The sequence below is a fragment of the Inquilinus sp. NPDC058860 genome (assembly GCF_042743185.1).
Classification (GTDB): Bacteria; Pseudomonadota; Alphaproteobacteria; order DSM-16000; family Inquilinaceae; genus Inquilinus.
The window spans coordinates 16,620-42,922 of the sequence record NZ_JBHYMS010000047.1; the positions used below are offsets into that span (position 1 = coordinate 16,620).

A 26,303-nucleotide genomic window follows, 5' to 3' on the forward strand; every position below is an offset into this window, starting at 1 on the left:
TAAACTACTCCGCCGCGGCCCGGCGGCCGGCGCGGTCGGCGGCGTAGCGGCGCACGGCCTGGCCGAAGGCCTGGAACAGCGCGGTCGAATCCGGGTTCTCCCGGAACCGCCACTCCGGGTGCCACTGCGTCGCCAAGCCGAAATAGGGAGCGGCCTCGATCCGCACCGCCTCGATCTGGCCGTCCGGCGCCGTCGCCTCGACCCTCAGGCCGGCGCCCAGCCGGTCGACGCCCTGGGCGTGGATGGTGTTGACGGTGGTCTCGGCCCTGCCGAACAGCGCCGCCAGCGCCCCGCCCTCGGCCAGCGCCACCGGATGGGCCGGGCCGTATTGCAGCTCGACCGGCTTGCTCTCGTCGGCGCGGTGGTCGGCGCGGCCGGGCACGCGCTCGACATGCTGGTGGAGGGTGCCACCGCAGACCACGTTCAGCTCCTGCAGTCCGCGGCAGATCGCCAGCAGCGGGAGGCCGCGCTCGACCGCCCGGCGGATCAGCGGCAGGGTGGTGGCGTCGCGGTCCGGGTCGTGCAGCGTGCCGGCCTCGCTGGCCTCGCCGCCATAGTGAAGCGGCTCGACATTGGACAGGCTGCCGGTGACCAGCAGGCCGTCCACCCGGTCCAGCACCGCGTCGACATCGTGCCAGCCGCCCAGCGCCGGGATCAGGAAGGGCAGGCAGTCCGCCCCCTCCGACACTGCGCGGATGTACTTGTCGCCGACGACGTGGAACGGGTGGGCCCCGAGCGGCTTGACGCAGGCGGGGATGCCGACGACGGGACGGGATGCGGACATGGGCAGGCTCCTGGACCGGTGCATCATATTTCGCCGCGCCGGCCGGCTTCGACCAGCCCCGCGGGGGCGGGAATGGCCCTGCGGCGGGCGCATGGCTCGGCCCACGCCCCGCATGCGCCCCGCGTGCCGCAACAAGGCCTTGTTTGCCCTCTTCCGGCTCACCGCAATCCGTGGTTATAAGCGAGTCGGAAAGCGAAAGCGGGGGGCCTCATGTTCCTGGTTCCGACCTATGTCGCGCCCAGCGCGATCCACGGCCTGGGTGTGTTCGCCGCGGCGCCGATCGCCGAGGGCACGCCGATCTGGCGGTTCGAGCCGGCGGTCGACAGGGTGGTGCCGGAGGAGGAGGTGGCTGCGCTGCCCGAAGTGCCGCGCCGCTTCTTCGAGACCTACGCCTATCTGTCGCCCGATATCCCGGGCGGCTATGTGCTGAACGGCGACGACGCCCGCTTCCTGAACCATGACGACGACCCGAACACCGACAATTCCGGGCCGGTGACCCTGGCCGCCCGCGACATCGCGGCGGGCGAGGAGATCACCTGCGACTACCTCGTCTGCTGCCTGGAGGAGCGGGACGGCCCGCTGGCGCGCCGGCTGGAACCGGCGGAGTCGTGAGCGCGGATCTCGTCTTGCGGCCGATCCGTGAAGGCGACCTCGATGCGGTGCGCAAGCTGCAGGCCGAGTCCTTCTCGGCCCTGGCCGGCGACATCCACGGCCCGGCGCAGATCGCGGCGCATGTGGCCCTGATCATGGCGCCGGACTATGCCGGGGAGCTCCTGTCCAACAACATCCTGGTGGCCGAGGCGCCGGATGGCGCCCTGGTCGCCACCGCTGGCTGGTGCCGGGTGCCGGACGACGATGCCGTGGCCCGGCTGCGCAAGGTCTTCGTCGCCCCGGACCGGGCCGGCCGGGGCCTCGGCCGCCGCATGGTCGAGGCGGCGGAGGACGCGGCACGTGCCGCCGGCTTCCGCCGCTTCCGGGTGCGCGCCAACGCCAATGCCGAGGCGTTCTACGCCAGGCTCGGCTACCGCCCGGTCCGGCGCGAGGAAATGCCGACGGCCGGCGGCGTCGCCCTGCCGACCGTGATCATGGTCAAGGGCTGACCGTCGGGTCGAGACGAGGATCGGCCGGGCGCCGCGTGACCGAGCGGAGATCTGCGCTGTCGGCTTCGTCCCGATAGCTGACACTCTGCGGCCTTCCGCTCTCCTCCGGACCGGACGTTCCTCTTCGCCCCAGCAAGCCCGGAGCCCGGACCTTCGGTGATCGGGCGGGTCAGTTTGTCGATCGGCCTGGGATCCCGACGCAATTCGCGTAGATCGACATCGAATCAATCTCGCCTATAGTCAGCATAGAGCTTTTCCTCAATGATCGTGGACCCTGAGGCAATATTGATCCGTCTCTTGATTGCTGCTCGCTCGTCATTCAATACGTAGACGCTTCGGGCGAGCCGAACGAACTCTGCTCCGAAGTCTTGCTTTCGCTCAAGTTCACGAAGTTCGTCCTCGACATTCCATAATGCCTGATTTACCCGGAGCAAGGAATTCGCCGATTCCGTCAAATCGCTGTTGCTTGTCAATCCCAGGCGAACGAGCGTCTGCTTCAAGAGGCTATGCTCGAGCTCGATGTTCCTCCGGGCCGATTCCGACCGGGCGTGGCGAAGCTTGATTTCGAGGATCGTGATCTTATCGAACACCTCTCCTATCGAGACCGGGATAACGACGTGCTCGTCAAGCATTTGGAAACCCCAGCTGGTCCCTTTCCGTACACGGGGGAGAGCGTAGCCCGACCGGAGGCGCAGGGCCTACAAAAATGGTCCGAATGAGCCTCTGTGGGGCAACGGATGGTCCGGCGATCGCGATCGGCCAGGTATGGGGTTCGGTCTCGTCACCGATCTCCGCCACTTGCCCGGCCGCCATGTCACAGATCAGCCTGAGCCGACGCCCGTCCGCCGGGCTGTAACCTTGAGCGAGCGACCTGGCTCGGTCAGCCGCGGTTGTCAAACCGGTGTTCTGCGGGCAAGTTCAGTCGCGCCGCATGGCGCGCGCCTTGGGGGGAGGGGGATTTGGAACTGCTCGCGGACGAGATCAGTCTGCCGGAGGGGACAGTCAGGATTGGGCTTTTCCCGGGTTCGTTCAATCCTCCGCATGCCGGCCACGTCAATCTTGCTGCCCGCTCGAAATCCTTGGCGGGAATCGATCGCGTTTTATTCTATGTCAACTCTTTCAACGATGCGAAGAGGAACCAACTTGTTTCAATCGTTCACCGGAGATCGATGCTCAGGCTGATGATCGATCCGTCGTACATGTCGATCATTCCTGAAGAGTTCTATCAGGAGGCGCCCGAGGACGCCTGGATTTCGGGTGCCTATTCGTTCTCCCCGCTCGTCGAACGCCTTCGGAGGCATTGGCCGCCGAATCATGAGCTTTGGATGCTCAGGGGCGCCGATTATTTCACCAGATCCGACGGTCATGCAGCGACCTATCCGCGAGAACTCTGGCATTTGCCGCACGTTGTGGGCACTCGTGGCCTGAATCCCGACGATCTCGACCTGACCATGCTCAGCCAGAGCATCTGTGTCGAAACCCTCATGCTGAGTTCATCCGCTCTGCGTGGGCAATTCGACCGCAGAAACAGTGCTTGCGACGGCATCGATCCCCGCCTCCTGGCTTACGCCGATCGGCACCTTCTCTACCGGGAACGGGTGACTCCGGCCTGAGCGGATGCCGAGCCGCCCACAGGGCGGCTCGGCATCCTGCAGAGTTCAGGCGGGTCGTCGCACCCCGACCTTCACCTTCTCGAGGCAAGGCTCCTGGGCACAGCCTGATCGTCGTCAGGAGTGCCAGACCCAAAATTGTAGGCCTGTTTCACTTCAAAGACATCATGATTTGGCATGATTGGCTTGCTAAGCTTTCGGCTCGGTGTCTGATCGTTGGTCGGATTTCAGCCGTAAGGCGAGACAGAAATGAACATTACAGGCAGTGCCGAGGGCAGATTTCGGCCGTGTCGTGCCTCCTTGGCGTTCAGGCAGGAAGCGTCTGAGACATGAATCGAGGATGGTCGGATGCAGGCGATCGATCTACGCGCGATGATCCTGGAAAAGCTGATCGCGCACATGTCCTCTGCGAAACGACTCGCGATCGCGGGGGCCGGATGCACCGGGAAGTCGACCTTCGCGTCGGAACTGGCGGACCGCCTCCGCCGTGAAGGGATCGATGCTACGGTCTTCGAACTGGACAGCTACTTCATGCCGCGTGCAGAACGCGCTCGTGCAGGATTGTCAGCTTACCATCCGAGCGCATTTGGCCTCGCGCAGGCGAGACGCGACATCGATCTCCTGCTCGAGGGGCACGACGTGCCCATTCGCACCTACGACAAGGTTACCGGAACGTCCCACGATGCTGGCGTCCTGAGGCTGGGGGATTGCCTGATCATCGAGGGAGCGATGGCGCTGCACGACACATTGCTCGGCACCACTCCCCTTTGCATGTTCCTCGATGCTTCACGACAAACACTGTTCGAGAACCGCCGGCGACGGGAGGAGGGCCTCGGCTTCGGTTACGAGGAGATCGTGCGGAAGTTCATTGGTCTTGAGGCCGACTACGCGAAGCACATCGCGCCACAGGGCCGGCATGCACACCTTTGCGTTGAAATTGACGAGCAATACCGTTTCAAGAAGCTCGAGGCCCGATCCTCGTGAGCGCTCGTGTCCTTGAGGCCCCTCAGCGCCCGTGCCCTGCCCGTTCGCCCACGCTCTGAAGCATCTCTTCCCGCACGGCTCCAAACACCGTCTCGGGCGTAATGCTGTCGAGACAAGCCAAACCTTTTCCACATTCCTCGACGAGCTCGATTCCACAGCCGGAGCACGGGACGCGATGGACGACGATCCGGCCCACGCCGTCCTGCCCCCACTCGCCCCAATTGATGGGCCCTCCGTGGATGCTCACCACCGGGGTACCGCGAAAGGCCGCCAGATGTTTCGGACCTGAATCGTTCCCTACGAACAGCGTGCACACGGACAGGAGAGTGTCGAGAACGGCAAACGGAAGCCGGTGCTCGATAAGATGGACACCATCATGCGCCAGGCGTCTGCGACCGGCGTCGTCGAAATCCGCTGGATCGTCCGCGATCACAAGCACGCGCGACCCTGTCCGCTCCACAATCATCTGTGCCAGTGCAACGAAATGCGGGATCGGCCATTTGCGGCTTCGCGTCCTTCCTCCCGTGTGAACCACAATGAAAGGTGTCCCGCGCACGATGCCGAACTGCTGCAAGACGCTCCAGTCCGATTCGCGCTGGGGTTGCTGGACGGCCGTGTGCCGGGCGAGCGACGCCAGGCCGTCGATCAGCATGGTGCAGACCGCTTGTTGCGGCAGCCGGTAGCGGCCGGTACCGACGTCGCGGGACCTCACGTCCATTCCGAAATCGAGCCAAGGGAACTCCTGGGGCCAGAAGCCCACCGTGAACCGGGCCTGCGCGAGACGCAGGAGCGGTCGTGACATGTGCCCGAAACAGAGATCGATGGCGATGTCGAAGCCACGCGAACCGAGTTGCCGCCGAAGTTCGGCCTGCCTGGCCAGCGTGACGTGCCGCTTCGCCACGCTCTGTTCATAGGGGAAGTCGAGTGTGAAGATCTCGGCGAAGATACCCAATTCCTGGACGACGGAGACATAGTTGGGCGACACGAGACACGAGAGCTCTGCTTCAGGGAAGCAGTCTCTCAGGCGCAGCATCGCCGGGAGCGATGTGATCAGGTCTCCGAGTTGATCCACGCGCATTACGAGAATTCGGCGTGGTGGCTCCAACAGCTGTCGCGCGCCCTTGAATACGGCGCTCGGCTGGCGGGAGATGCGTTCCTCGAGAGAGCCCGGACGATTGTCCCCGGACAGGTCCACCGTGGCTGTGGATGCCAAGGCTTCCCTCGAAGGCGGCGAGGGATCCACCCAGACTTTCTGCTCGTAAGTTCGGTACCCTCCTCCGGCCTCCTCGAAATAGAGTTGGAGTTCATGCAGACCTTCCGAAACCTCAGAGAGATCAATCCAGCAATTGAACATTGAGTGCCGAAGCTGGTTGCGTGGCGAACCGCTCTGCAGCATCACACCGGTCGTCGTGCCCACCGTTCGCCCATCGATCCGGGCCCTCAAGCGCACGATCGGTTCGCGAAACGCGGTCCGGACCCGAACGAAGTCGTGGCGCCGAAGCAATGGGCGGGTTTCGCCCAGGCCGGGTCCCCGTTTCGTCTGCCAGCCGACCTGGATCAGATCAATCCCCTCGCGAGCCTCTCCGCTCTGCTGGGGCAGGAACTCTGTCGCAATCTCCGGTGCAAGATCGACGACTCTCACCCCGTCCTCGACGAAGGACATGCCGATACGATCGCCCTGCTCCTGTGCGGGCATCTGAAGCCGGTAGGCCTGCCGCTCACTCGCCAGACGCATGAAGGCTGCGTCGCCGCGGTATCTGGCCAGAATTGCCTCGATCGGCTCGAGTTCGGGCAGGACCGCAATCAGTTCGCGTTTGATGAATTCGTTGTCGGGCTGTTCGCTCAAGCAGGCTTCAAGAAGGCGGGCCGCGGTGACGAAATCCGCACATGTTTTTGCGACCAGTGCCTTTTCGATCCGTGCGGCACAGCTCGCCCCGCCCTCATCCAGATGGCGCTCCAGCAGTGCGAGGGCATGGTGTGCTTCCCCGGCCTGCTTGAGCCGGGTCGCGATCTCGACGACGTCGGCATCCGCATAGGCCATTTGCCGTTCTACCAGCGCCACTGCGGTCGAAAAGAAGTGGCGCCGCAAGGCTTCCTCGAAGAGGCTTCGCACGTCCTCGAGGGAGAGGTCGGGGGCCGTGATCGTCAGGACGCGCGTCAGCACGCGATCGTGCTTCTCTGCCGGTTCCCGGAAGCCCGCCAACATCGCTGTCATCTCATCGAAGAGCGCTGCCGGCGAACCTTGTGTGGAGAGACGCTCGGCCACCGCATTGCGGCCCGACGAAAGAAAGGCCGTGATCAGCGTCGGTGCAGCGCGGGATCCCAGATAGGCATCCTCGATCTGAGCGAGCCAGAGGGCTGTTCGATCGTGCAAGATCCGGGTGGCGTGAAGACGATAGGATCTCGCAGTGCATGTCACGGCGAAGGCGACGTTGCTCAGGATCGGGCGAATGTGAAGCCGGAGATCCCGGATCGAGTCGACGAGACCCGACGGATCACGGCCGTCGTAGTGGCTGAACGCCTCGTAGACTTTTGTGATCGCGGCGACCAATGTCGACAGGGTCGCGTCCGCTTCCTCGCCGTCGAACGCGTTCGGACGTGGTTCGGACACGGGAAGAAATTTGGTGCAGGTCGGCCTGCCTTCACCGTCGTCTCCCGGCTCTGCCAAGGCGGCGGCGATGAGACGATGCACGCGATCGCGAGCATCTGAAGGACAGCAGCCCTGTAGAGTTCGCTCTGCATGTTGCATCGCCAAGATGTGATCCGGCGACCAGAGGCTGGTTTTGATAGCGATTGCGATCTCATCCGACCGCTTTTGCTGGCCGGTAGACGAAAGATACGCGAGTTCGTAAAAGCCCCTGGCCAGGGTCGTCTCGCCAAGAGCAAGTGATAGCTCTGCTAACCTACGAGTTGTCGGTGAAGTAATCTCGAACTCGAAATCTGCCATAAGCAAATCTCGAAATCCTTCAGAGGGCAATGGCCGTTCTGAGGTCGGCGCTTCCTTTGAAAACCGTACGGTGGCGAGCCAGGAAGGGCCGAAGGATTCACATTCTCGGGCGGCGTCCTTGTCTCCAAGCGCCTTGGCGCGTTCGAATGCGGCTTTGGCTGCCCTGAAATTTCCCGTAACCTTGAACAGGTGCCCGATCTGAAGTTCAGCGTCGCGCCCGAATTCCGTGCCCAGCACCGAGCGGAATGCTTCATATGCCTTTCCGTAGTGACCGCTTTCTTTTGCGCAGTTGCCTATTTGAATTCTGATATCGTGCCGGTCCGGATAATTTTCTGCAAAGCTCTCGAAAAGCTCGGCGGCATCTCGCCAGAGCCCGGAATCGCGTGCCGCCTCCGCAGCGAGAATATTTGCCCGATCGCCCCTCGAGAGTCGTTCTCTTGAGGCGCCGGCGCGAAACCTCCTGAGTGTCCCTGTAATCGGGAAAAGGCCGAGGATCTGCATCGTCAGTGACCCGAGATAACAGCCGATCGCACCGACAAGGTATCGGACCGGCATATGGTAGGCCGGTCTGCGGACATCAGACCTTCAAACCGAGACACGACTGTCACAGACCAAACAGCCAAACCTGTGCCATGCAGCACATCGCTCTGCTCACGTCCCTCGACAGCCATATCTCGGCCCTCCGAATCGAAACGTTCGTCAGGGGATCATGCCTCAGCCGGAACCCCGGGTGACGACCGAATTCTATGCGCGTGAACGAAATCAGATTCCGAAGTGACAACTACGCCAAGCACGAGACCTCGAAATCATAATGCCAGATCGGGACGAGGGGGACGATTCCACGCGCAGCCAGGTGCTGTCGGAGACAGTCGAGGCCTATGGCCCGGCCGGGCAGGCGTTGGATCCGTGCGCAACTGCTTCGGGCGGAGCGCAGCTGGGAGGCGCCATCGCGAGGCTCAACGGCCGGGCCGGAACGCTGGGCTCGCGCGGCCGTCGCCACTGAATCTGCGAAACGATGGCTGGACGAACCGCAGATCTCTCGGGCCAGGAGCGGTCGCGAAGCGCAATTCGCGTCGCGATGCCGCGGGCTGGCTTGAGACGCCGGTGCGGCGGCCGCTTGTGGGCGCCGGAGCCCGCGCAACGCGGCCGGAGAGCGGCGTCCGTATAGGGCGCCGTAGCCGAGAGGTGCAGGCTGACATTCGCCAACGACTGGGCCACTGTTGCCTGGTCCGGCCGACCGAACTTGCAGGAGCGTCCCATGCCCAAGCTGAGCCCGTCATTCAGCGGAGCCCTCAGGACGTTCTCCTTCTGGCGCCCTTCAGCCGGGCAGCGCTGACGGGAGCACTTGTGCTTTCAGCCTTCAGGATAAACCAGCAGCCAGCGGTTGGGCTCGCGAGCGACGAACTCGCTCTCGATATGCCTCAGCACGTTCCGCTGCCCCGCGAATGGGACCATCCCCGAGGCTTCGGCAAACGATACCCACCGCGCTTCACTGTGCTCGGCGTTCAGTCGGACTTCGGCTTCCTGCCGTGCAAAGCCTACGAACACCGGCAGGAGGCTGATAGCGTCGCGATCGGCCTCGTAGAACTGCTCGCAGATGTCGGCCGAATAGAGTTGCTCCAGAGCTAGGCCCGTTTCCTCCTCGACCTCGCGCAATGCAGCCTGCCAGGCCGTCTCACCCGGCTCGATAGCGCCGGTCACCTGGAACCACTCTCCCGCAAGGGAACGAGTCCGCCGGAGAAGCAGCACGTCACGTCTCAAGCCGTTGGGCCTCAAGACCACGACCGAAACGGCGAAGCTTCTGATCGGGATTTCCTGCATTGTGCCCCCGGATCTGAACCAGTGACGCAGACTGCTTGATCTCGTCCGTGTCAGCAACCGGCCCGCACCCCCGTGGTGTCCGCTTCGGAGATCCCGGTCCGACGTCTCCAATTGGCGCGATCGACGACAGCGATGGGCGGGAAACAGACTCTCGGCAGCGGCGCCGACAGCGTGCCCAGACGGACTATGCGGGCGGCAAATCGAGGCCGTTCGGTAGTGAAATCCAGATGACAGTTTGCGCCTCTGCGGAATGGCGTGACAGATGGCCCTTGCCGTGTGTGTCCTCCACCAGCACGAAGCTGCCCGCCTGGACGTGGCGCACCTCTCCGTCGCTCGTCTCGTATTCAACCGAACCATCCAGCCTGACCGTAAGCACCGGCTCTGGGACCGTATGCCAAGCAACCTCGCGCATGCCCGCCGGGATGCGGGTGAGGCGGACGCGGGACGCCTGATAACTGGCCGAAACCTCGAACGGCACGGCATCGGGGTGCACCGACCTCTTCGTCGTCGGCAATTCGACTTCGTCGAAATGCGACTCGCCATCCGGGTGGCATAGATGCGCAGGCACTTCATTGCGCTGACTCCTTCTGGTTCGGCATGCCGAAACGAAGCATGCCTACCATGAAGAAAGCGGGGTAACGCCACGGGTCTGGTGCGAGAGTCCGGCGTGGGCGGAATGCGGTCGTACGCAGGGCCACCTAAAACGGCTCATGTGCGCCAGGAGCGAACATCGGGTGTGCGTGCTAAACCCTCGCCGCCACTCCGAGCAGTCAACTCAACCGCTGGCGACGATTTCCTAGTACAGCCGCTCGCGATTGCTCTTGTCTATGAACGCCTGCATCTCGTCGACTGTCTCCGCGAGACTTGCGTGTGCTATCAACGTCTCCGCAAACGTCGGCAGGTCACCGGTGTCCGGCCAAGCCTCCGGCTCCCACAATCCTGAACGAATCATGCATTTCGGGCAGTGGGAGAGCACATATTCCACTTCGACAACGAGTACGTGATCCGGCAGCTTGCCCTTGATGACCATAGCTTCGCGAAGCTCAAGGTCGCGAACGATGATCGCCTTGCCGCTGATCCGGAGAGTATAGGTGATCCCAGGGATCACGAAGATCAGCCCGACATTCGGATTGTCCAGGACGTTGCGGAAGGTATCGAACCGGCGGTTGCCCAACCGGTCGGGGATGGCGAGGGTCCTGTCGTCCAGAACTTTGACGAATCCCGCGGGATCGCCCTTTGGCGAGACATCGAGCATGCCCTGCGGTCCGGCTGATGCCACAAAGACGAAGGGCGCGTGGGCGATGAAGCGGCGGCTATGGTCGTCGATGACACGCACGACCTTATCGACCGAGCGCTTCGGAGGATAACCGACCACCGTGCGGAGCTCCTCCTCGCTGGTGACGACATCGCGGAAACGATCCCGGAGATTCGTCCTGTCGCTTGGCATGAGATCCCTGGCGCTGTTGCCGACGGCCAGAGACGTAGTGTTCTGGTTTTGCCGTGAGCTGTCAATTCAACGCCAACGACGGCTCTGCACCACCTTTGGCTGACAGCCGACCCGAATTCGACGTCGACGGGCGCATAAGAGCAGCATTGACGGTTGTAACCGTTCCCCTGTTCAGTTTGTCAACCATCATCCCCGACAGACTGCGTCCGGCGCTCTGGCCAAGCGCAACCGGCAGGTCGGGAAGACAGAGCAGCCGTTCCGCCATTCCAGCCCGAACTTCGGCAAAGGGTCGCGTCCGGTCATGTCCGCTTCGTAGAGCCGGCTGCGATGGCCGGTTCCAGGCGCGCTCTGAGGTCCGGGCTGACCAAGAAGGGCCGGGTACTGCGGGTTCGAGTGAATGTCCAGTGTCGGGACGCCGACGCGATGACCGCATAAGTGCGCCAGCAGAATTCATTCATGGATCGACAAGCAGATCCGAAATGTCCCGTGCTGATTTGGCAGCAGTGGTTGCACCAATCCCCATCGGGGCGGCAGCGGTGAGGCTGACTTTTGCGATCGAGGTTCGCCCTGCTGGCAGAGTGACCGCAAAGGCTCGAACCCGTCCGGTTGGGTGAAGGCCGCTTCGGAGACATTGGCGCAATGGCGGCTTATGGCCGGGCGATCGGGATCGATCTGCCGGACGGGACCAGCATCCGGGGAAGAGGCGGGTCGCGTTGACGCAATGTCTATTGCCTTAACCCGCGCATCTCGTTCATGATATGTTCTATGGACACAGGCGCGGACTCCGATCTCGACATCCAGGCCTACTGCCGCAGCCTCGCGCTGCAGCAGGTCCGGATGCTCACGCGCCTGGCCGAGATCGCCATGCAGCTGGCCGAGGCCGAAGGGACCCGCGCCATTGAAGCGCAGGCCGAGGCCGCCCGGCCCGAGGCCGGCGAGGCCGCGGTGCAGGCGGCCAGGGCCGAGGCGCAGGAGGCCGGGATGGCCTTCGGCCGCTTCTCCCGTTCGGTGCAGCGCTCGCTCGATCTTCGCAGCCGCGCCGCCGGCGACCTCTGCGCCCGCGACAAGGCCGACCGGAAGGCCCGCCGCGCCCGCCAGCGCAACCACGTCACCGAGGCCCTGTTCGCCCTGATCTGGGATGCCGCCGGGCCGACCGGGGATCTCGAGCAGGCCGAATTCCGCATCACCGACATGCGTGACCAGCTCGACGAGCTCTACGGCGACGCGGAGGACCGGGTCGAGGACCGGCCGGTCGGGTCGGTCATCGCCGGCCTGGCCTGCGGCCTCGGCCTGTCCGAGCAATGGCGCCGCCAGGCCACCGACTGGTCGGACCTGTCCTATCCGCCGCCGCCGGCCGGCACCCCGGCCGGGACCCGCCAGCGGCGCCGGGCCCGGGTGCAGGAGCTGATGCAGCACACGCTCGACGGTATCGCCGCCGACCGGGTCCCCGCCCTCCAGGCCGGGCTGGAGGCTCGGCTCAAGGAGCCCGACGTCGAGGCGCTGATCGACGCCGAGCCCCCGGTCCGGGCGGCCAAACGCCTCTGCGCCTCCCTCGGCATCGACTTCGACGACGCCTGCCAGGAGCCGGAAAAACCCGACACCGGGTGACCGGCCGGGGTGCCGGTCGCCGTCACCGCAGCCGGACCAGGCCGGCCTCGGTCGGCCGGAAGCCGCAGGCGTCGAGATAGAAGCCGCGGAGATGCGGGTCGAAATCGACATGCAGCCATTCGCAGCCGGCGGCGCGGGCTTGCGCCACGGCCTCCGCGACCAGCCGCGTCGCGTGTCCCTGCCGCTGCAGCGACGGCGTCACTGCCGTGTCCAGCAGGAAGGCGTGCACGCCGCCGTCCCAGGCGACGTTGACGAAGCCGGCCAGGCGCCCGGCCCGGCGCAGGCACACCCATCCCAGGCTGTGCCGGTTGACCTGGCCCCACCAGTCGTCGTCGAGCACCGGGTGCTCGAAGCACTCGGCATGTAGGGCGTTCAGCTCGTCATTGCCGAAGGCCCCGCGCCATTCCAGCGTCGGCCATTCCGGTGTCGGGTCCGCCACCGCTCAGCGGTTTCCCTTGCCGCGCGGCACGATGAACAGCTTGTTGTCCAGCTGTACCCCCGGCTGGATGCCGGTCAGGTCGACCTGGGTGACGTTGCCCTGCTGGTCCACCGACACCCAGCTCTGCAGCATCATCGGATTGGCGGTGAAGTTCAGGGTCAGGGCGCCGTCCTCCGGCTTGTCGGTCTGCACCAGCTGGACGCTCAGCAGGTTGCTGCCGCGGCTGACCTTGGTGACCGTGACGTCGCCCGACAGCCGGACATTCGCCCGGGTGATGAAGTCGGCGATGGTCGAGCCCAGCGGCACGTCCTTCCGCTGTCGCAGATCGGCGTCGTAATAGGTCAGCCAGGTGCCGTCGGCGATGTACATGTAGGCGATCGGCGGTTCGTATTCGAGCCGCATCTTGCCCGGTCGCTTCAGGTAGAAATGGCCGCGGTACAGGTCGGTGTTGTTGGTGGTCTGGACGAAGTCCGCCTGCACCGTGGTCAGGCTGCCCAGATACTGCTCCACCCGCTGCAGGTCGGCCCGGTCCTGGGCGGTCAGCTGGGCCGGCTGGACCGCGGCCGCGGCCGGCCCGGCGGCGATGAGCAGCGCGGCCAGGGCCGCGGCGATGAAACGGAAGATGGTCATGGTCGTCCGGATACACGGGGTCTGTGTTCCAAGTAGGGCACCCGGCCCCGGATATCCAGGGCGGCGACTTGCCGCCGCCAGCTTCAGTCTTTCAACACGTCGCTGGCTGCCGCCTGCTCGGCCAGCGTGGCGGCGTCGTCCGGCAGCAGCCAGCCGGCGGCGACTTGGCCGGCCGCGGCTGCCTTTACCCGCGCCACGAAGCCGGCATGGTCGCGATAGCGCTCCTGCAGCGACGGGCGCGGGTCGTGGGCGGCGATGCGCTCCGCCCTGGTCCGGGCGAAGGGGATGAAGCCGCCGAGGAAGGAGCAGCCGCCGCCGGCGCCGTAGCCCTGGGCCAGCACGTTCCAGCCGGTATAGGTGCCGAGCGGCACCAGCGCCTGGACCGACGGCACGCCCGCGACCTCGTTGCCGTCGGCGTCGACCCGCACGACCTTCGACGGCAGCGCCTGCCGGATCCGCGGCGGCAGGAAGTCGGGCACGCCGCTCAGGTCCTGATAGCGGAAGCCGCGGCCGACATCGTAGTCGAGGAAGACGTTGAGCCTGCCGTCCGGCCGCGGCGCGCGCGGGATCGCGGGCCAGCCCATCGCCCGCGATGTCGGATCGACCAGCTCGCCCGCCGCCAGGGTCGGATAGCGGCTGGCCGGCGGCTCCCTGTTCGACCGGACCCAGTCGACCAACGCCTTGCGCAGCGCCCGCAGGGTCATGGCCGACGGGTTCGGGTTGCCGGGCATCACGCAGGCGGGCGAGCCGGGGAAGGCGGGGTCGCCGGCGGTCGAGAAGCCGCCGATCGCCGACCCGCCATGGGTCACGCCGGGGAAGTAGTAGCGCCGCACACCGGCCGGCAGCGCCAGGTCGCGGCGCGCGTCGGTGCCGACCAGGTTCGGCGACATCCGCAGGCCCCACAGCTCCGCCGCGCCGAAGGTCTCGACGATCTTCGGACAGGTGCCGGTCGCCTGGCAGCGGTCGAGCAGGCTCGAGGGGCCGCGCCGGCGGGCCCGGTCGTCGTACTGCGCCCACCACAGCGTGCCCTCGCTGCCCAGCTCGTACAGGGTGGCGGCGCCGCCGGGCACGCCGAAGCGGATGTTCATCGGCAGCTGGCGCGCGGCGATGTTCGGGTTCAGGCCGTCGAACACGATCCGGCCCTGCTCGTCGGCGTTGAAGCCGAGATTGAGGAAGCTCTTCAGGAAGTTGCCGGATTGCGAGGTTCCGGTCGCCACCGTCCAGCGCACCAGCCCGGCCGCCGGGTTGGGCGTGCCGGCCGAATCGGCCGTGCCATGGCGCAGGAAGGCGGTCAGGTCGCGGGTGGCGGCGAAGCCGATGCCCAGCACCTTCGGGTCCTTGCCGGTATAGGCCAAACCATAGGCGAAGCGCGGGTCGAAGCCGCCGCGCAGGCAGATCCAGCCGGGGTCGGGCGTGCCCGGGAAGGGGCTGTCGGCGCAGTTGCCGAAGGCCCAGTCGCGCGGCGGGACCGGGATCGCCGGGCGGTCGTCGGCCGATTGCCGGAACAGCCGCGCCCGGCGGGTGTCCAGCGTCGCCGGGATCGGCCCGGGACCGGTGCGGGAGAAGCCGACCAGGATCGGCAGGCTGCGGCTGCCGGCCTTCATGTTGGTGAAGCGGGCGAAGGCCGGCCCGGTCAGGCCGCTCGCGACCGGCACCTCCGCGGTCTGCAGCCCGTCCGTGGCCGGGATGTCGCCCTGCCAGCCGCTGACCACGCGGATGTGCCCCTCCGGGTCGGCGGCGACATCGCCGTTGCCGCGGTTGGGCACGTCGTAGACCAGCACGCCGCTGGCCTGCTTCGGATCGGTCGGCAGGGCGATGGCGAAGGTGGCGGAATACTCGACCTTGCCGCGGGAATTGCGCGGCGCCTGGCGCAGGTCGGTGATGATGGCGTTGGCCGGGTCGGCCGGGTCCAGCTCGCCGCGGAAGCGGCCGCGCAGGATCTCATAGGCCGGGGCGCCGGGCTGCGCCGGGGCCGCTTCCCGCCGCTCCACCGTGAGGGTGGTGAGGCGGGCCTGTGCCGGATCGGGCAGGCCAAGGGCAAGGACCGACAGCGCCGCGGCGCGGATGATGCAACCCCTCATGCGTCTTCCCCCGTTGTCGTGTTGGTTCGGCCGGCGGCGCCGGATCAGTCGTCCAGCTCCAGGTCCAGCAGGGCCGAGGACAGCGACTTGCCGTGGCTGTCCAGGGCCAGCGAGGTGGTGACGCCGCTGCCCAGCACGCCGCGCCCGACGAAATGCAGCGCCGCAAGGCCCGGCAGCTCGAAACGGGCGAAGCGGCCGGACGCGGCGCCGCAGAGATGCGCCTCCACCCGCTCTGCCGTCACCGCGCGGCGCAGCCGGTCGTAGTCGGCCGGGTCGCGGGCGATCACGCTCAGCGTGGTGGTGTCGCCCTTGTCGCCGGCGCGGGCATGGGCGAGCGTCCCCAGGCGGACCATCATGCCTCCAGGATCTCGATCGCGGGGCTGACGGCCCGGCGGTCGATCAGGGTCGAGACGATGCCCACGACCGGGCGCAGGGCGCTGCGCACGCCCCCCCCCGCCGCCGGGCCGTTGGTGTAGAGGCTCTCGATCTCGCGCGCGGCGTCGGCCGCGGCCTCGGCCGTGGCGGCGCGGGCGCACAGCCGCAGCCGGACCTCTGAGGGCTCTCCCCCGCGCAGCCGGCCCGGCAGCAGCGAATCGACGCCGACCAGGTCCAGCCGCAGATCGGTGATGTCGCTGCGGCGGGCCAGGCGCTCGCGCACGATCTCGGCGGCGCGCCGGCCGCGCTCGACCGCGCCGCTGCCGCCATAGGAGATGCCGGCCTCGGCCTCCCAGCCCGCCTCATAGGCGACGCTGACCTTCAGCGTCTCCGGCCGCGCCTTCCCGCGCGCCCCGGCGACGGCGACGCGGTCGGCACCTTGTTCCGTCACCGACACGCCGGTGACGTCCAGCACCACGTCCGGGGTGACATAGGCGCCGGGGTCGGTGACCTCGTACAGCAGCTGCTCGGTGACGGTGGCGCGGCTGACCCGGCCGCCGGTGCCCGGCAGCTTGGTCACGGTGATGCCGCCCGCCGCCGACACCTCGGCGATCGGGAAGCCCAGATCGGCCAGGCCGGGCGTATCGCTGCCGTCGGCATCGGCGAAATAGCCGCCGGTGACTTGGCCCGCGCATTCCATCAGGTGGCCGGCCAGGGTGGCGGTGGCGATGCGGCCGGCATCGTCCAGCGCCCAGCCGAAGCGCCAGGCCAAGGGCGCCACGAACAGCGACGGGTCGGCGACCCGGCCGGTGATCACCAGCTGCGCCCCGGCCTCCAGCGCCGGCAGCATGGCGTCGGCGCCGAGATAGGCGTTGGCGGCGATCAGCGGGCCGTGCGCGGCCAGCGGCCTTCCGTCCTCGAGCGCCGGGGCGGCAGGGTCGATGCGGTCCAGCACGTCGTCGCCGGTCACCACCGCGATCCGCATCGTCACGCCCAGCTCGCGGCACAGCGCGGCGGCGCGGCGGCCGGCGCCCGCCGGGTCGGCGGCGCCCATATTGGTCAGCACCCGGATGCCCTGGGCGGCGACGCCCGGCAGAACGGGGCGCAGCCGGCGCTCCAGCAGCGGGTCGAAGCCGGCCTCGGGATCGGCCCGGCGGCGGCGATGGGCCAGCGCGATGGTGCGCTCGGCCAGGCATTCGAACACCAGCGCGTCCAGCCGGCCCTGCGCCACCAGCTCCGCCGCCGGCTCCAGCCGGTCGCCAGCGAACCCGGCGCCGGCCCCGATCCGCATCACCCTCGGCATTCAGATGGCTCCCGTGGCCCAGGCGACGGCCGTCATGACGAGGGTCGAGGCGAAGGCCCATTTGAAGATGAAGCGCTGATGGGCGCCCAACTGCACCCCGGTCAGCCCGACCAGGATGAAGGTCGAGGCAGTCAGCGGGCTCAGCGGGAAGCCGGTGGTCATCTGGCCCAGGATCGCGGCCCGGCCGATCGCCAGCGGGTCCTGGCCCAGGGCGCCCGCGGTGCCGGCGAAGACCGGCAGGATGCCGTAGTAGTAGGCGTCCGGCGTGAAGACGAGGCTCAGCGGCATGCCGGTCACCGCCACGATCTGCGACAGGTACGGCGCCAGACCCTGGGGCACGATGGCCACCAGCGCCTCGGCCATGGCGCCGATCATCTTGGTGCCGCCCAGGATGCCGGTGAAGATGCCGGCGGCGAAGATCATCGCGGTGACGGTGACGACGCTGTCGGCGTGCTTCACCAGCCGCTCGCGCTGCTGCTCCCAGCGCGGGTAGTTGACCAGGAGCGCGATGGCGAAGGCGGTGATGAACAGCACCGGCAGCGGCCACAGCCCGGCCAGCAGCGCCACGATCAGGGCGATGGTCAGGGCGGCGTTGAACCAGGCCAGGTGCGGCCGCCGCGCCGCGCGCTCGGCCTCGGTCGGCTCGACCAGCGCCACCGCGTCGACGCCGTCGGTGACGCCCAGGCGCTTGCGCTCGCCGCGGCCGATCAGCCAGGCGGCGACGAACACCCAGATGAGGCCGGCGACCATGGCCGGGATCACCGGGTTGAACAGGGCCGCGGCGTCGGTCTTCAGCACCGCCATCGCCCGCGCCGTCGGACCGCCCCAGGGCAGCAGGTTCATGGTGCCGGCGGCGAGACAGATGATGCCGGGCAGCACCAGCGGGTTCATGCCGAGCCGGCGATGCACGGGCAGGAGGGCCGTGACCGTGATCAGGAAGGTGGTGGCGCCGTCGCCGTCCAGCGCCACCAGCATGGTCAGCAGCGCCGTGATCAGGCACAGCCGCACCGGGTCGCCCTGCACCAGGGACAGCAGGAATCTGATCGGCCGGTCGAAGATGCCGGTGTCGAGCATCAGCCCGAAATACAGCACCGCGAACATGATCATGATGCCGACCGGCGCGACCTTGACGATGCCGTCCAGCATCATCGGGCCGAGGCCGGCGCCGAAGCCGCCGAGCAGGCCGCCGGCCAGCGGCACCAGCACCAGCGCGACCAGCACCGAGACGCGGCCGCTGAGGATCAGCGCCAGGAACACCGCGATGGTCAGGAAACCCAAAGCCGCCAGCATCCGCGTCCTCCCCTTTGCGGGCGGCCGTCCTTCCGTCGGCGGCCGCTCGGCGTCAGGACGCCACGGCGGGTGGTGGAACCGGAAGTGAATTTGTGTCATCGATTGATGCATGAAGCGCATCAACCTGTCGCTGTTCGAGATCGAGGTGTTCCTGCAGGTCGACCGGCTGCGCAGCTTTCGTGGGGCGGCGGAGGCGCTGGGCATGTCGCAACCCGCGGTCAGCCGGGCGGTGGCGCGGGCCGAGGCGCGGCTGGGCGTCCGCCTGTTCGACCGCAACACCCGGACGGTCGAGCCGACGCCGCAGGGACGGGAGTTCGCCGCCATCGCCGGCCGGCTGATCGGCGACCTGCGCAGCTCGCTCGACGATCTCGGCGACTATTTCCGCTCGGCCCGCGGCCGGGTCGCCGTGGCCGGGCTGCCCTCGGTCACGGCCGGGCTGCTGCCGCCGGTGATCGATCGGTTCCGCCGCAGCCATCCGGGTGTGTCGGTCGGCGTCATCGACACGCTGCTCGACGGCGTGGTCGGCGCGGTGCTGAGCGGCGAGGCCGATCTCGGCATCGCCGGCCGGCCGGCGCCCGACGGCAAGGTGGACTTCACCCGCATCCTGTCGGATCGCTTCGTCGCCATCCTGCGCCAGGACCACCCGCTGGCGCGGTCCGGCGCCGTGACCTGGGCCGATCTGGCGGGCCATCCCTTCGTCGCCATGTCGCGGATCACCAGCGTCCGCCCCCTGACCGACCGCGGCTTCGCCCAGGCCGGGGTGGCGGTGGAGCCCGAGTTCGAGGTGTCGCATCTCGCCACTGCCGGTGCGCTGGTGGCGGCCGGGCTGGGGGTGACGGCGCTGCCGGTGCTGACCCTGCCGGTGCTGGCCCATCCGGCCCTGACCACGCGGCTGCTGCAGGGGCCGGAGGTGACCCGCGACATCGGGGTGCTGACCCGGGCGGGCCGGACGCTGTCGCCCGCGGCCGCCGCCTTCCGCGACACGGTCATTGCATCCGGCACCGACCCCACGGCCCGGGCATGAAAAAGGCCCGGCCGCTGGGTGCGGCCGGGCCTATTTTCCGCAAGGCAACGCCTGCCGGGACTACTCGGCCGGCGCCGTTCCGTCCGACGGCACGGTCTGGTCCATCGACGGAGCCTGCTCCATCGAGGGAGCCTGATCCATCATCCCCGGCTGCATCGGCTGGGCGGGCGCCATCTGGCCGGGCACAGCCTGGCCGGGCAGGACCTGCTGCGGCGTGGCCCCTGCGCTCAGCTGCTGCTGGTTGAGCTGGCGGGTCTGCTCCTGCTCCGCCGCGTTCTGCGCGCTCCTGCTGCCGCGGTGACGGCGGGGGACCTGGGTCTGCTCCTCGGTGTTCGAGGACTGCATCCGATGGTGGGTGCCCTGGGTCGGCTCTGACGGCATGTTCGCTGCGGGAGCCTCGACCGACGGCGCCGTCCCGGGCACCGCCGGCTCGGTCCCGGTCTGGGCCAGGGCGGGCGCGGCGGCCAGCGCCGACACGGCGAGGGCGGTAAAGACAAAACTCCTGCGCATGAAGGTCTCCATCGAGGGATGCCTGAAGATCGGGGCCGGCGGCACAGACGGCCGTGGCACGCGAACCGATCCATTCCCTAACGACGGGACCGGCGATACCGATCCGAGGAAAATGCCTTCATGAACGATATTTCATGTTTCCGAGGCATCATCTGACAGCCCGTAAACGAATCCTGGCGACAGACGAAAAAGAGGCCCGGTCGCCTGAGCGACCGGGCCTCGCGGACCGCGACCCTCGCCTCGGAAGGGGGGGTGGGGGAGAGGGTCTGTTGCGGTCCGAACCGGGTTACTTCGCCTTGCTCAGCTGCTCCTCGTTCAGCTTGCGGGTCTGGTCCTGTTCGCTGCTGGCGCTGCGATGCGTCGCCGCCTTGTGATGGACCCGGGCGGTGTGGTGGGTCTTCATCTTGTGCGGCGCGGTGGCGGCCGGTGCCGTCGCGGCGGGCTGGGTCTGCGCCATGGCCAGGGCGGGGGCGACGGCCAGGGCGGGCACCGCGAGAACGGCGAACAGAAGGCTCCTGCGCATTGACGATCTCCATCGAGGGGACAACGAAGATCGGAGGAGAGGCGGGGCGGGAGGCCACGTCTTGGCTCCGACGAACCCACCCTACGTCGCCGGAGCTAACGCCCTTGTGGGCGGAAGATGAAATCGGCTTAACGATCGGGGCCGAGCGAGGCGGCGGAGGTTCTATGCCGGCGGCCCGGAATTTTGACCCGTCATGGTGAGGGACTGAAGCTGTCCCGCCCCTATCAATGGTTGCCGGCCAGCACTTCGCGCTTGCCGACATGGTTGGCGGGGCTGACCACGCCCTCCTGCTCCATCCGCTCGATCAGCCGCGCCGCGCGGTTGTAGCCGATCTGCAGGTGGCGCTGGATGAAGCTGGTCGACGCCTTGCGCTCGCGCGCCACCAGCGCCACCGCCTGGTCGTACAGGTCGTCGCCCGATCCGCCTTCGCCGTCGAGGCCGAGCGAATCGAAGCCGCCGCCGTCCTCCTGGTCCTCCAGCACCGAGTCGTTGTAGGCCGGCTCGCCCTGGGCCTTGAGATGGCGCACCGTCTCCTCGACCTCGCCGTCGGAGACGAAGGGGCCGTGCACGCGGGTGATGCGGCCGCCGCCGGCCATGTACAGCATGTCGCCCTGGCCCAGCAGCTGCTCCGCCCCGCCCTCGCCCAGGATGGTGCGGCTGTCGATCTTGGAGGTGACCTGGAAGCTGATTCGGGTCGGGAAGTTGGCCTTGATCGTGCCGGTGATGACGTCGACCGAGGGGCGCTGCGTCGCCATGATCAGGTGGATGCCGGCGGCGCGGGCCATCTGCGCCAGGCGCTGGATCAGGGCTTCGATGTCCTTGCCCGCCACCAGCATCAGGTCGGCCATCTCGTCGACGATGATGACGATGTAGGGCAGCTCGGTCAGGTCGATCGGCTGGTCCTCGAAGATCGGCTTGCCGGTGTCGGGGTCGAAGCCGGTCTGCACCCGGCGGGTCAGCACCTCGCCCTTGGCCTTGGCCTCGCGCAGCCGCTGGTTGTAGCCCTCGATGTTGCGGACGCCGACCTTGGACATGGACCGGTAGCGGTCCTCCATCTCGCGCACCGCCCATTTGAGCGCCACCACCGACTTCTTCGGGTCGGTGACGACCGGCGCCAGCAGATGCGGGATGCCCTCGTAGATCGAGAGTTCCAGCATCTTCGGGTCGACCATGATGAAGCGCACCTTGTCCGGCGGCAGCCGGAACAGGAGCGACAGGATCATGGTGTTGATGGCGACCGACTTGCCCGAGCCGGTGGTGCCGGCCACCAGCAGGTGCGGCATGCGGGCCAGGTCGGCGATGATCGGGCCGCCGCCGATGTCCTTGCCCAGCACCAGGCCGAGCTTCGACCCCGCCTTGTCCATCTGGTCGGAGCCGAGCAGCTCGCGCAGCAGCACCATCTCGCGCTTCTGGTTCGGCAGCTCGATGCCGATGACGTTGCGGCCCGGCACGACGGCGACGCGGACCGACACGGCACTCATCGACCGGGCGATGTCGTCGGCCAGGCCGATGACCCGGCTGGACTTGGTGCCGGGTGCCGGCTCCAGCTCGTACAGCGTGACGACCGGGCCGGGATTGACCTTCACGATCGAGCCGCGGACGCCGAAATCGCTCAGCACCTGCTCCAGCGCCGCGGCATTCTGCTCCAGCACCCGCGGGTCGGCCACCGCCGGGCGCTTGGTCGGATCCGGCAGGGTCAGGAGGTCGAGCGGCGGCAGCTCGTAGGCCTCGGGCGGCGCCAGCTCGAAGCTGGTCTGGCGCGGCGGCGGTGCCGTTGGGCGGCGCGGCGCCGGCTCGATCGCCGCGGGGGCCACGCGCTGCGGCGGGCCGGCGGGGCGGCGGGGCGGCTCTTCGACCGGGCGCAGCGAGGGCAGGTCGATCAGGTCGTCGTCCTCGTCCTCGGGCAGGACGTCGTCGGGCTCGGTGCGGCCGCCGCCGATGATGAGCGGCGGGCGCGCCGGCGCGCGCTCCTCGTCCTCCCCGGCCTCCGGATCGGCGATCCGCGGCCCGGGCGGGTTGGCGCGGGCGAAGCGCGGCCGCGCGGCCGGGCCGGCCCCGGGCATGGCGAAGGCGGCCGGGGCCTCGGGCGCGGGCTCGCGCCGCATCATGCTGGAGGCGACGGTGCCGGCGCCGTGCAGCGTGCGCAGGCCCAGCCACTGAAGCACCCGACCCAGCGCGCGCAGCAGGGATCCGGTGACCGACGCACCGGCGCGGGCGCCGGCGCCGGTCACGGCCCCGACGCGGTGCCATTCGGTCGAGGACAGGCCGAGCGCGACCAGCACCAGCAAGAGGCCGACGGCGCCGGTGGCCAGCGCCAGCCAGAAGGTGGCGACCGGTCCGGCCGAGAGGATCACGGTATCGGAGATCCGCCGCAGGATCATCGAGCCGACGGCGCCCCCCAGCGAGCCGCGCTCGGCCCAGCCCTCGATCGCCGGCAGCGGCGACAGGCCGGCGGCCAGGAACAGCACGCCGAACAGGAGGCTGGTGACCCGCCACCAAACCCGGTCCAGCGGCTGGTGCCGCATCAGCCGCCAGGCCCAGAACAGCGGCAGCACGGCCAGCAGGAAGGCGCCGATGCCGAGCGTCTGGATCAAGAGGTCGGCGACATGCGCGCCGGGGCGGCCCAGCAGGTTGGCGGCGGGCCCGGCCTTGGCGGTGTTCCAGGACGGGTCGGTCGGCTCGTAGCTGACCAGCGCGACCAGCAGACCGCAGCCGAACACGGCGATGCCGAGGCCGCTCAGCTCGCGCACCCGGTTGCGCAGGAACTCCTGCACCACCGGGGGCAGGAAGGAGCGCTTGCTCGAGGCACCGCGCCCGGAGCTGCGCGTCACCGCGGTTCGGCGGGAGGAGGTTCCGGCCATCGTCATTCTGCCGCCTCGGCTCGGGACAGGACCTCGCCGAGCCGGGTCAGGGCGTGCCCGACCGTCTCGGCGTCGTGGACCACGGCGACGCGCAGCCAGCGCCGGCCGATCTCCGGCCGGTCCAGGCGCGTGATGTAGCCTCCGGGCAGGGTGCGGATCGCGGCCTCGGCCCACAGCCGGCGGGCGGCGGCCTCGCCGTCGCCGACATCGAGCCACAGGAAGAAGCCGCCCTCCGGCCGGCGGAAGCCGAAGCGCCCGCCCAGCGCGGCCTCGGCGGCATCGAACTTGGCCCGGTACAGCGCCCGGTTCTCGACGACATGCGCGTCATCGGCCCACAGCGCGGCGGAAGCGGCCTGGATCGGCAGCGGCATGCCGGCGGCGGAATGGCTGCGCAGCCGCAGGAAGGCCGCGACCAGCGCCGGGTCGCCGGCGACGAAGCCCGATCGCAGCCCGGCCGCGTTCGACCGCTTCGACAGCGAATGGAACACCAGGAGGTTGTCGAGCGACCCGCCGTCCCGGCCGGCCGCGACCTCCAGCACGCCGACGGGCGGGGCGCGGTCGTAGATCTCGGCGTAGCACTCATCGGCCGCCAGGATGAAGCCATGCGCCCGGGCCAGGCCGATGGCGCGGTCGAGATAGGCCCGGCTGGCGACCGCACCCTGCGGGTTGGTCGGGTTGCACAGGTACAAGAGCTTCAGCCGCGCCAGCAGCGCCGTGTCGGCCTCCAGCGCGTCGAGATCGGGCAGGAAGCCGGTGGCGGGACCTGCCGGCAGGAACACTGGCTCGGCCCCGGCCATCACCGCGGCGCCCTCATAGGGGGCGTAGAACGGGTCGGGCAAGGCCACCGCCGGCACCTGGTTGGCGCCGGGCCTGTGGTCGACCGCCAGCTCGGCGACCAGGAACAAGGCCTCGCGGGTGCCGGACAACGGCAGGATATGGGCCGGGTCGACCAGCCCGTCGGGCAGGCGGAAGCGGCGCTGCAGCCAGCCGGCGCAGGCCTCGCGAAAGGCCGGGGTGCCGGCCACCGGCGGGTACCGGTTCCAGCTGTCGGCATTGGCCGCCAGGATCTCGGCCAGGAAGGCCGGCGGCTGGTGCTGCGGCTCGCCGACCGACATGGCCAGCGGCGCCACCCCCTCCGGGGGCGTGACCCCGGACAACAGCGCCGCCAGCCGCGCGAACGGATAGTCCGCCAGCCGTTCCAATGCCTCGTTGAGTCGGCCGCCCCGCATGCTCTCTTGCAACACCCTATTCCGCGTCGGGCCGGCTACCGCCGGCCTCATCCCTCGCTTCCGGCGGCCGGTGCCGCCGCGAAACAGCTCTTAGATTCCAATCACTTTATCCCGTCTTCTGACCTCTCCTGTCAAATCCGGCGTCGCCCGCCGGCCGGTCCGGCGCGCTTTTCCGGCCACGGTGTGGCCCGCCCGGCACGGTCGGAGAACGCCCGGACGAATCACGAACGAATCGGGATCGATGGGCGACGCGAAATTGCCGGATTACAGGCCGAACGGGATCGACAGCGACATCAGGCTGCCGGCGCCGCCGGACGAGCCCCAGGTGCCGCCGGCAGCGACTCCGACGCCCCGCCGTTCGGCGCATCCGGCGGCCAGGACCAGGAGGGACAGGAGAAGAATCCGGACCATACCGGAATCCTACCACGAAACCGCGACCGAACACCCGCTGATGTGACACGCCGCCACTGGACAGCGCGGCACCGCGCTCCGATGCTGCGCGCCATGAATGACACCTCCTTGCGCACCCAGGTCGCGGTGGTCGGCGGCGGCCTCGCCGGGGCGACCATGGCGGCCGCCCTCGGCCAGGCCGGGATCGACACCGTGATCCTGGACCAGGAGCCGGCGGCGGCCCGCACCCTGCCGGACTTCGACGGCCGCACCACCGCGCTCTCCTACGGCTCGCGCCGGATCGTCGCCTCGGCCGGGCTGTGGGATGCGGTGGCGGGCCAGGCCGAGCCGATCCTCGACATCCGCATCGCCGACGGCCGCGCCCCGGTGTTCCTGCATTTCGACTACCAGGAGATGGCCGGCGAGTCGGACGGCGCCCCCTTCGGCCACATCGTCGAGAACCGCCTGCTGCGGCTGGCGCAGTTCGAGCGGCTGGACGCCCTGCCGGCGGTGCGCCACATCGCCCCGGCCAAGGTGGTGGCCGTCGAGACCGGCACCGGCCACGCCGCGGTGACCCTGGCCGACGGCCGCGTGGTGCGGGCCGACCTGGTGATCGGCGCCGACGGCCGCGCTTCCTTCACCCGCCAGCAGCTGGGCATCCCGGCGCGCAGCTTCGCCTACCGGCAGAAGGCGGTGGTCTGCGTCATGGCTCATGCCGAGCCGCATGAGGGCGTTGCGGTCGAGCATTTCCTGCCGGCCGGCCCCTTCGCCGTGCTGCCGATGCGGGACGATGCCGAGGGCAACCACCGCTCCTCGATCGTCTGGACCGAGCATCCGGACACCGCCGACGACCTGGTGCATCGGCCGGCCGCCGCCTTCGACGCGGCGCTGCAGGCCACGGTCGGCGACTGGCTGGGGCCGGTGCGAACCCTGGGCAAGCGTTTCACCTATCCGCTCGGCGTCGTGCATGCCCGGCGCTACGGCGCCCGCCGGGCGGCGCTGATCGGCGAGGCGGCGCATGGCATCCACCCGATCGCCGGCCAGGGCCTCAACCTCGGCCTGCGCGACATCGCGGTTCTGACCGAGCTGCTGGTCGAGCGCAGCCGGCTCGGCCTCGACCTCGGCGATCCCACGATGCTGCAGCGCTACGAGCGGCTGCGGCGGCCGGACAATGTCGCCATGATCCTGGCGACGGACGGGCTCAACCGGCTGTTCTCGACCGACCTGGCCCCGGTGCAGCTCGCCCGCGACCTCGGCCTCGCCGCCGTCGGCCGCCTGCCGCCGGTGAAGCGCTTCTTCATGCGCCAGGCGATGGGGCTGGGCAGCCGGGCGCGATGACGTCGTAGG

At 68.5% G+C, this 26,303-nt stretch carries 24 protein-coding genes; 7 read left to right on the forward strand and 17 right to left on the reverse strand.

The window, feature by feature from the left end:
- Positions 1 to 4: 4 nt before the first annotated feature.
- The gene (locus ACFW16_RS26335) at positions 5 to 784 is read right to left on the reverse strand and encodes a gamma-glutamyl-gamma-aminobutyrate hydrolase family protein (RefSeq protein ID WP_380310689.1); all 780 of its coding nucleotides are present in this window, start codon (positions 782 to 784) and stop codon (positions 5 to 7) included.
- 210 nt (positions 785 to 994) lie between these two features.
- Between ACFW16_RS26335 and ACFW16_RS26340 the strand changes: the two genes are divergently transcribed.
- Together ACFW16_RS26340 and ACFW16_RS26345 are read left to right on the forward strand one after the other, a co-directional pair.
- A complete protein-coding gene (locus ACFW16_RS26340; protein ID WP_380310691.1) occupies positions 995 to 1,396 on the forward strand; it encodes an SET domain-containing protein in 402 nt (133 codons plus the stop codon).
- A 14-nt stretch (positions 1,397 to 1,410) separates the two neighbouring features.
- Positions 1,411 to 1,884, forward strand: a complete 474-nt coding sequence (locus tag ACFW16_RS26345; RefSeq protein WP_380310693.1) for a GNAT family N-acetyltransferase — start codon at positions 1,411 to 1,413, stop codon at positions 1,882 to 1,884.
- A gap of 224 nt (positions 1,885 to 2,108) precedes the next feature.
- Here the strand turns inward: ACFW16_RS26345 and ACFW16_RS26350 are convergent, their stop codons facing one another.
- Positions 2,109 to 2,516 (reverse strand): DUF6165 family protein, encoded by a 408-nt coding sequence (locus ACFW16_RS26350; RefSeq protein ID WP_380310695.1) that lies wholly within the window; start codon positions 2,514 to 2,516, stop codon positions 2,109 to 2,111.
- A gap of 327 nt (positions 2,517 to 2,843) precedes the next feature.
- Between ACFW16_RS26350 and ACFW16_RS26355 the strand changes: the two genes are divergently transcribed.
- On the forward strand, positions 2,844 to 3,497 hold the full coding sequence (locus ACFW16_RS26355) for an adenylyltransferase/cytidyltransferase family protein (RefSeq protein WP_380310697.1): 654 nt from the start codon (positions 2,844 to 2,846) through the stop codon (positions 3,495 to 3,497).
- Positions 3,498 to 3,842: 345 nt separating this feature from the next.
- Positions 3,843 to 4,478, forward strand: a complete 636-nt coding sequence (locus ACFW16_RS26360; RefSeq protein WP_380310699.1) for a uridine kinase — start codon at positions 3,843 to 3,845, stop codon at positions 4,476 to 4,478.
- Between the two features lie 22 nt (positions 4,479 to 4,500).
- Here ACFW16_RS26360 and ACFW16_RS26365 read toward each other — a convergent pair whose 3' ends face one another.
- The 4 genes from ACFW16_RS26365 to ACFW16_RS26380 all read right to left on the reverse strand — a co-directional run bounded on the left by ACFW16_RS26365 (position 4,501) and on the right by ACFW16_RS26380 (position 10,693).
- Positions 4,501 to 7,926 (reverse strand): glycosyltransferase family 9 protein, encoded by a 3,426-nt coding sequence (locus ACFW16_RS26365; RefSeq protein ID WP_380310701.1) that lies wholly within the window; start codon positions 7,924 to 7,926, stop codon positions 4,501 to 4,503.
- 852 nt (positions 7,927 to 8,778) lie between these two features.
- A complete protein-coding gene (locus ACFW16_RS26370) occupies positions 8,779 to 9,246 on the reverse strand; it encodes an NUDIX domain-containing protein (protein WP_380310703.1) in 468 nt (155 codons plus the stop codon).
- Positions 9,247 to 9,430: 184 nt separating this feature from the next.
- Entirely contained in the window at positions 9,431 to 9,814 is a 384-nt protein-coding gene (locus ACFW16_RS26375) for a hypothetical protein (protein WP_380310705.1), read from the reverse strand.
- 228 nt (positions 9,815 to 10,042) lie between these two features.
- A complete protein-coding gene (locus ACFW16_RS26380; protein WP_380310707.1) occupies positions 10,043 to 10,693 on the reverse strand; it encodes an MSMEG_1061 family FMN-dependent PPOX-type flavoprotein in 651 nt (216 codons plus the stop codon).
- A gap of 765 nt (positions 10,694 to 11,458) precedes the next feature.
- On the opposite strand from ACFW16_RS26380, the gene ACFW16_RS26385 reads away from it, so the two are divergent.
- On the forward strand, positions 11,459 to 12,301 hold the full coding sequence (locus ACFW16_RS26385) for a hypothetical protein (RefSeq protein ID WP_380310709.1): 843 nt from the start codon (positions 11,459 to 11,461) through the stop codon (positions 12,299 to 12,301).
- Between the two features lie 22 nt (positions 12,302 to 12,323).
- On the opposite strand, the gene ACFW16_RS26390 is transcribed toward ACFW16_RS26385, so the two are convergent.
- The 6 genes from ACFW16_RS26390 to ACFW16_RS26415 all read right to left on the reverse strand — a co-directional run bounded on the left by ACFW16_RS26390 (position 12,324) and on the right by ACFW16_RS26415 (position 18,419).
- Positions 12,324 to 12,740, reverse strand: coding sequence for a GNAT family N-acetyltransferase (locus tag ACFW16_RS26390; RefSeq protein ID WP_380310711.1), 417 nt, complete (start codon positions 12,738 to 12,740; stop codon positions 12,324 to 12,326).
- Positions 12,741 to 12,743: 3 nt separating this feature from the next.
- The gene (locus ACFW16_RS26395; RefSeq protein WP_380310713.1) at positions 12,744 to 13,370 is read right to left on the reverse strand and encodes an outer membrane lipoprotein carrier protein LolA; all 627 of its coding nucleotides are present in this window, start codon (positions 13,368 to 13,370) and stop codon (positions 12,744 to 12,746) included.
- An 83-nt stretch (positions 13,371 to 13,453) separates the two neighbouring features.
- A complete protein-coding gene (locus ACFW16_RS26400) occupies positions 13,454 to 15,451 on the reverse strand; it encodes an alpha/beta hydrolase domain-containing protein (protein ID WP_380310715.1) in 1,998 nt (665 codons plus the stop codon).
- Positions 15,452 to 15,495: 44 nt separating this feature from the next.
- Complete coding sequence (locus ACFW16_RS26405) at positions 15,496 to 15,804, reverse strand: hypothetical protein (RefSeq protein ID WP_380310717.1); 309 nt, start codon at positions 15,802 to 15,804, stop codon at positions 15,496 to 15,498.
- On the reverse strand, positions 15,804 to 17,129 hold the full coding sequence (locus tag ACFW16_RS26410) for an acyclic terpene utilization AtuA family protein (protein WP_380310719.1): 1,326 nt from the start codon (positions 17,127 to 17,129) through the stop codon (positions 15,804 to 15,806). Before ACFW16_RS26410 ends, ACFW16_RS26405 begins: the two co-directional genes overlap by 1 nt.
- Entirely contained in the window at positions 17,130 to 18,419 is a 1,290-nt protein-coding gene (locus ACFW16_RS26415) for a CitMHS family transporter (RefSeq protein ID WP_380310720.1), read from the reverse strand.
- Between the two features lie 109 nt (positions 18,420 to 18,528).
- Between ACFW16_RS26415 and ACFW16_RS26420 the strand changes: the two genes are divergently transcribed.
- A complete protein-coding gene (locus ACFW16_RS26420; RefSeq protein WP_380310722.1) occupies positions 18,529 to 19,443 on the forward strand; it encodes a LysR family transcriptional regulator in 915 nt (304 codons plus the stop codon).
- Positions 19,444 to 19,503: 60 nt separating this feature from the next.
- On the opposite strand, the gene ACFW16_RS26425 is transcribed toward ACFW16_RS26420, so the two are convergent.
- The 5 genes from ACFW16_RS26425 to ACFW16_RS26445 all read right to left on the reverse strand — a co-directional run bounded on the left by ACFW16_RS26425 (position 19,504) and on the right by ACFW16_RS26445 (position 24,977).
- Positions 19,504 to 19,953: a hypothetical protein gene (locus tag ACFW16_RS26425; RefSeq protein ID WP_380310724.1), complete on the reverse strand. Its 450-nt coding sequence runs from the start codon at positions 19,951 to 19,953 to the stop codon at positions 19,504 to 19,506.
- 286 nt (positions 19,954 to 20,239) lie between these two features.
- On the reverse strand, positions 20,240 to 20,476 hold the full coding sequence (locus tag ACFW16_RS26430; RefSeq protein ID WP_380310726.1) for a hypothetical protein: 237 nt from the start codon (positions 20,474 to 20,476) through the stop codon (positions 20,240 to 20,242).
- Positions 20,477 to 20,700: 224 nt separating this feature from the next.
- The gene (locus ACFW16_RS26435; RefSeq protein ID WP_380310728.1) at positions 20,701 to 23,343 is read right to left on the reverse strand and encodes a DNA translocase FtsK; all 2,643 of its coding nucleotides are present in this window, start codon (positions 23,341 to 23,343) and stop codon (positions 20,701 to 20,703) included.
- Positions 23,340 to 24,566, reverse strand: a complete 1,227-nt coding sequence (locus tag ACFW16_RS26440) for an aminotransferase class I/II-fold pyridoxal phosphate-dependent enzyme (protein ID WP_380310730.1) — start codon at positions 24,564 to 24,566, stop codon at positions 23,340 to 23,342. Before ACFW16_RS26440 ends, ACFW16_RS26435 begins: the two co-directional genes overlap by 4 nt.
- 264 nt (positions 24,567 to 24,830) lie before the next feature.
- Positions 24,831 to 24,977: a hypothetical protein gene (locus ACFW16_RS26445; protein WP_380310732.1), complete on the reverse strand. Its 147-nt coding sequence runs from the start codon at positions 24,975 to 24,977 to the stop codon at positions 24,831 to 24,833.
- 93 nt (positions 24,978 to 25,070) lie between these two features.
- On the opposite strand from ACFW16_RS26445, the gene ACFW16_RS26450 reads away from it, so the two are divergent.
- The gene (locus ACFW16_RS26450; RefSeq protein WP_380310734.1) at positions 25,071 to 26,294 is read left to right on the forward strand and encodes a UbiH/UbiF/VisC/COQ6 family ubiquinone biosynthesis hydroxylase; all 1,224 of its coding nucleotides are present in this window, start codon (positions 25,071 to 25,073) and stop codon (positions 26,292 to 26,294) included.
- The last annotated feature ends 9 nt before the right edge of the window (positions 26,295 to 26,303 follow it).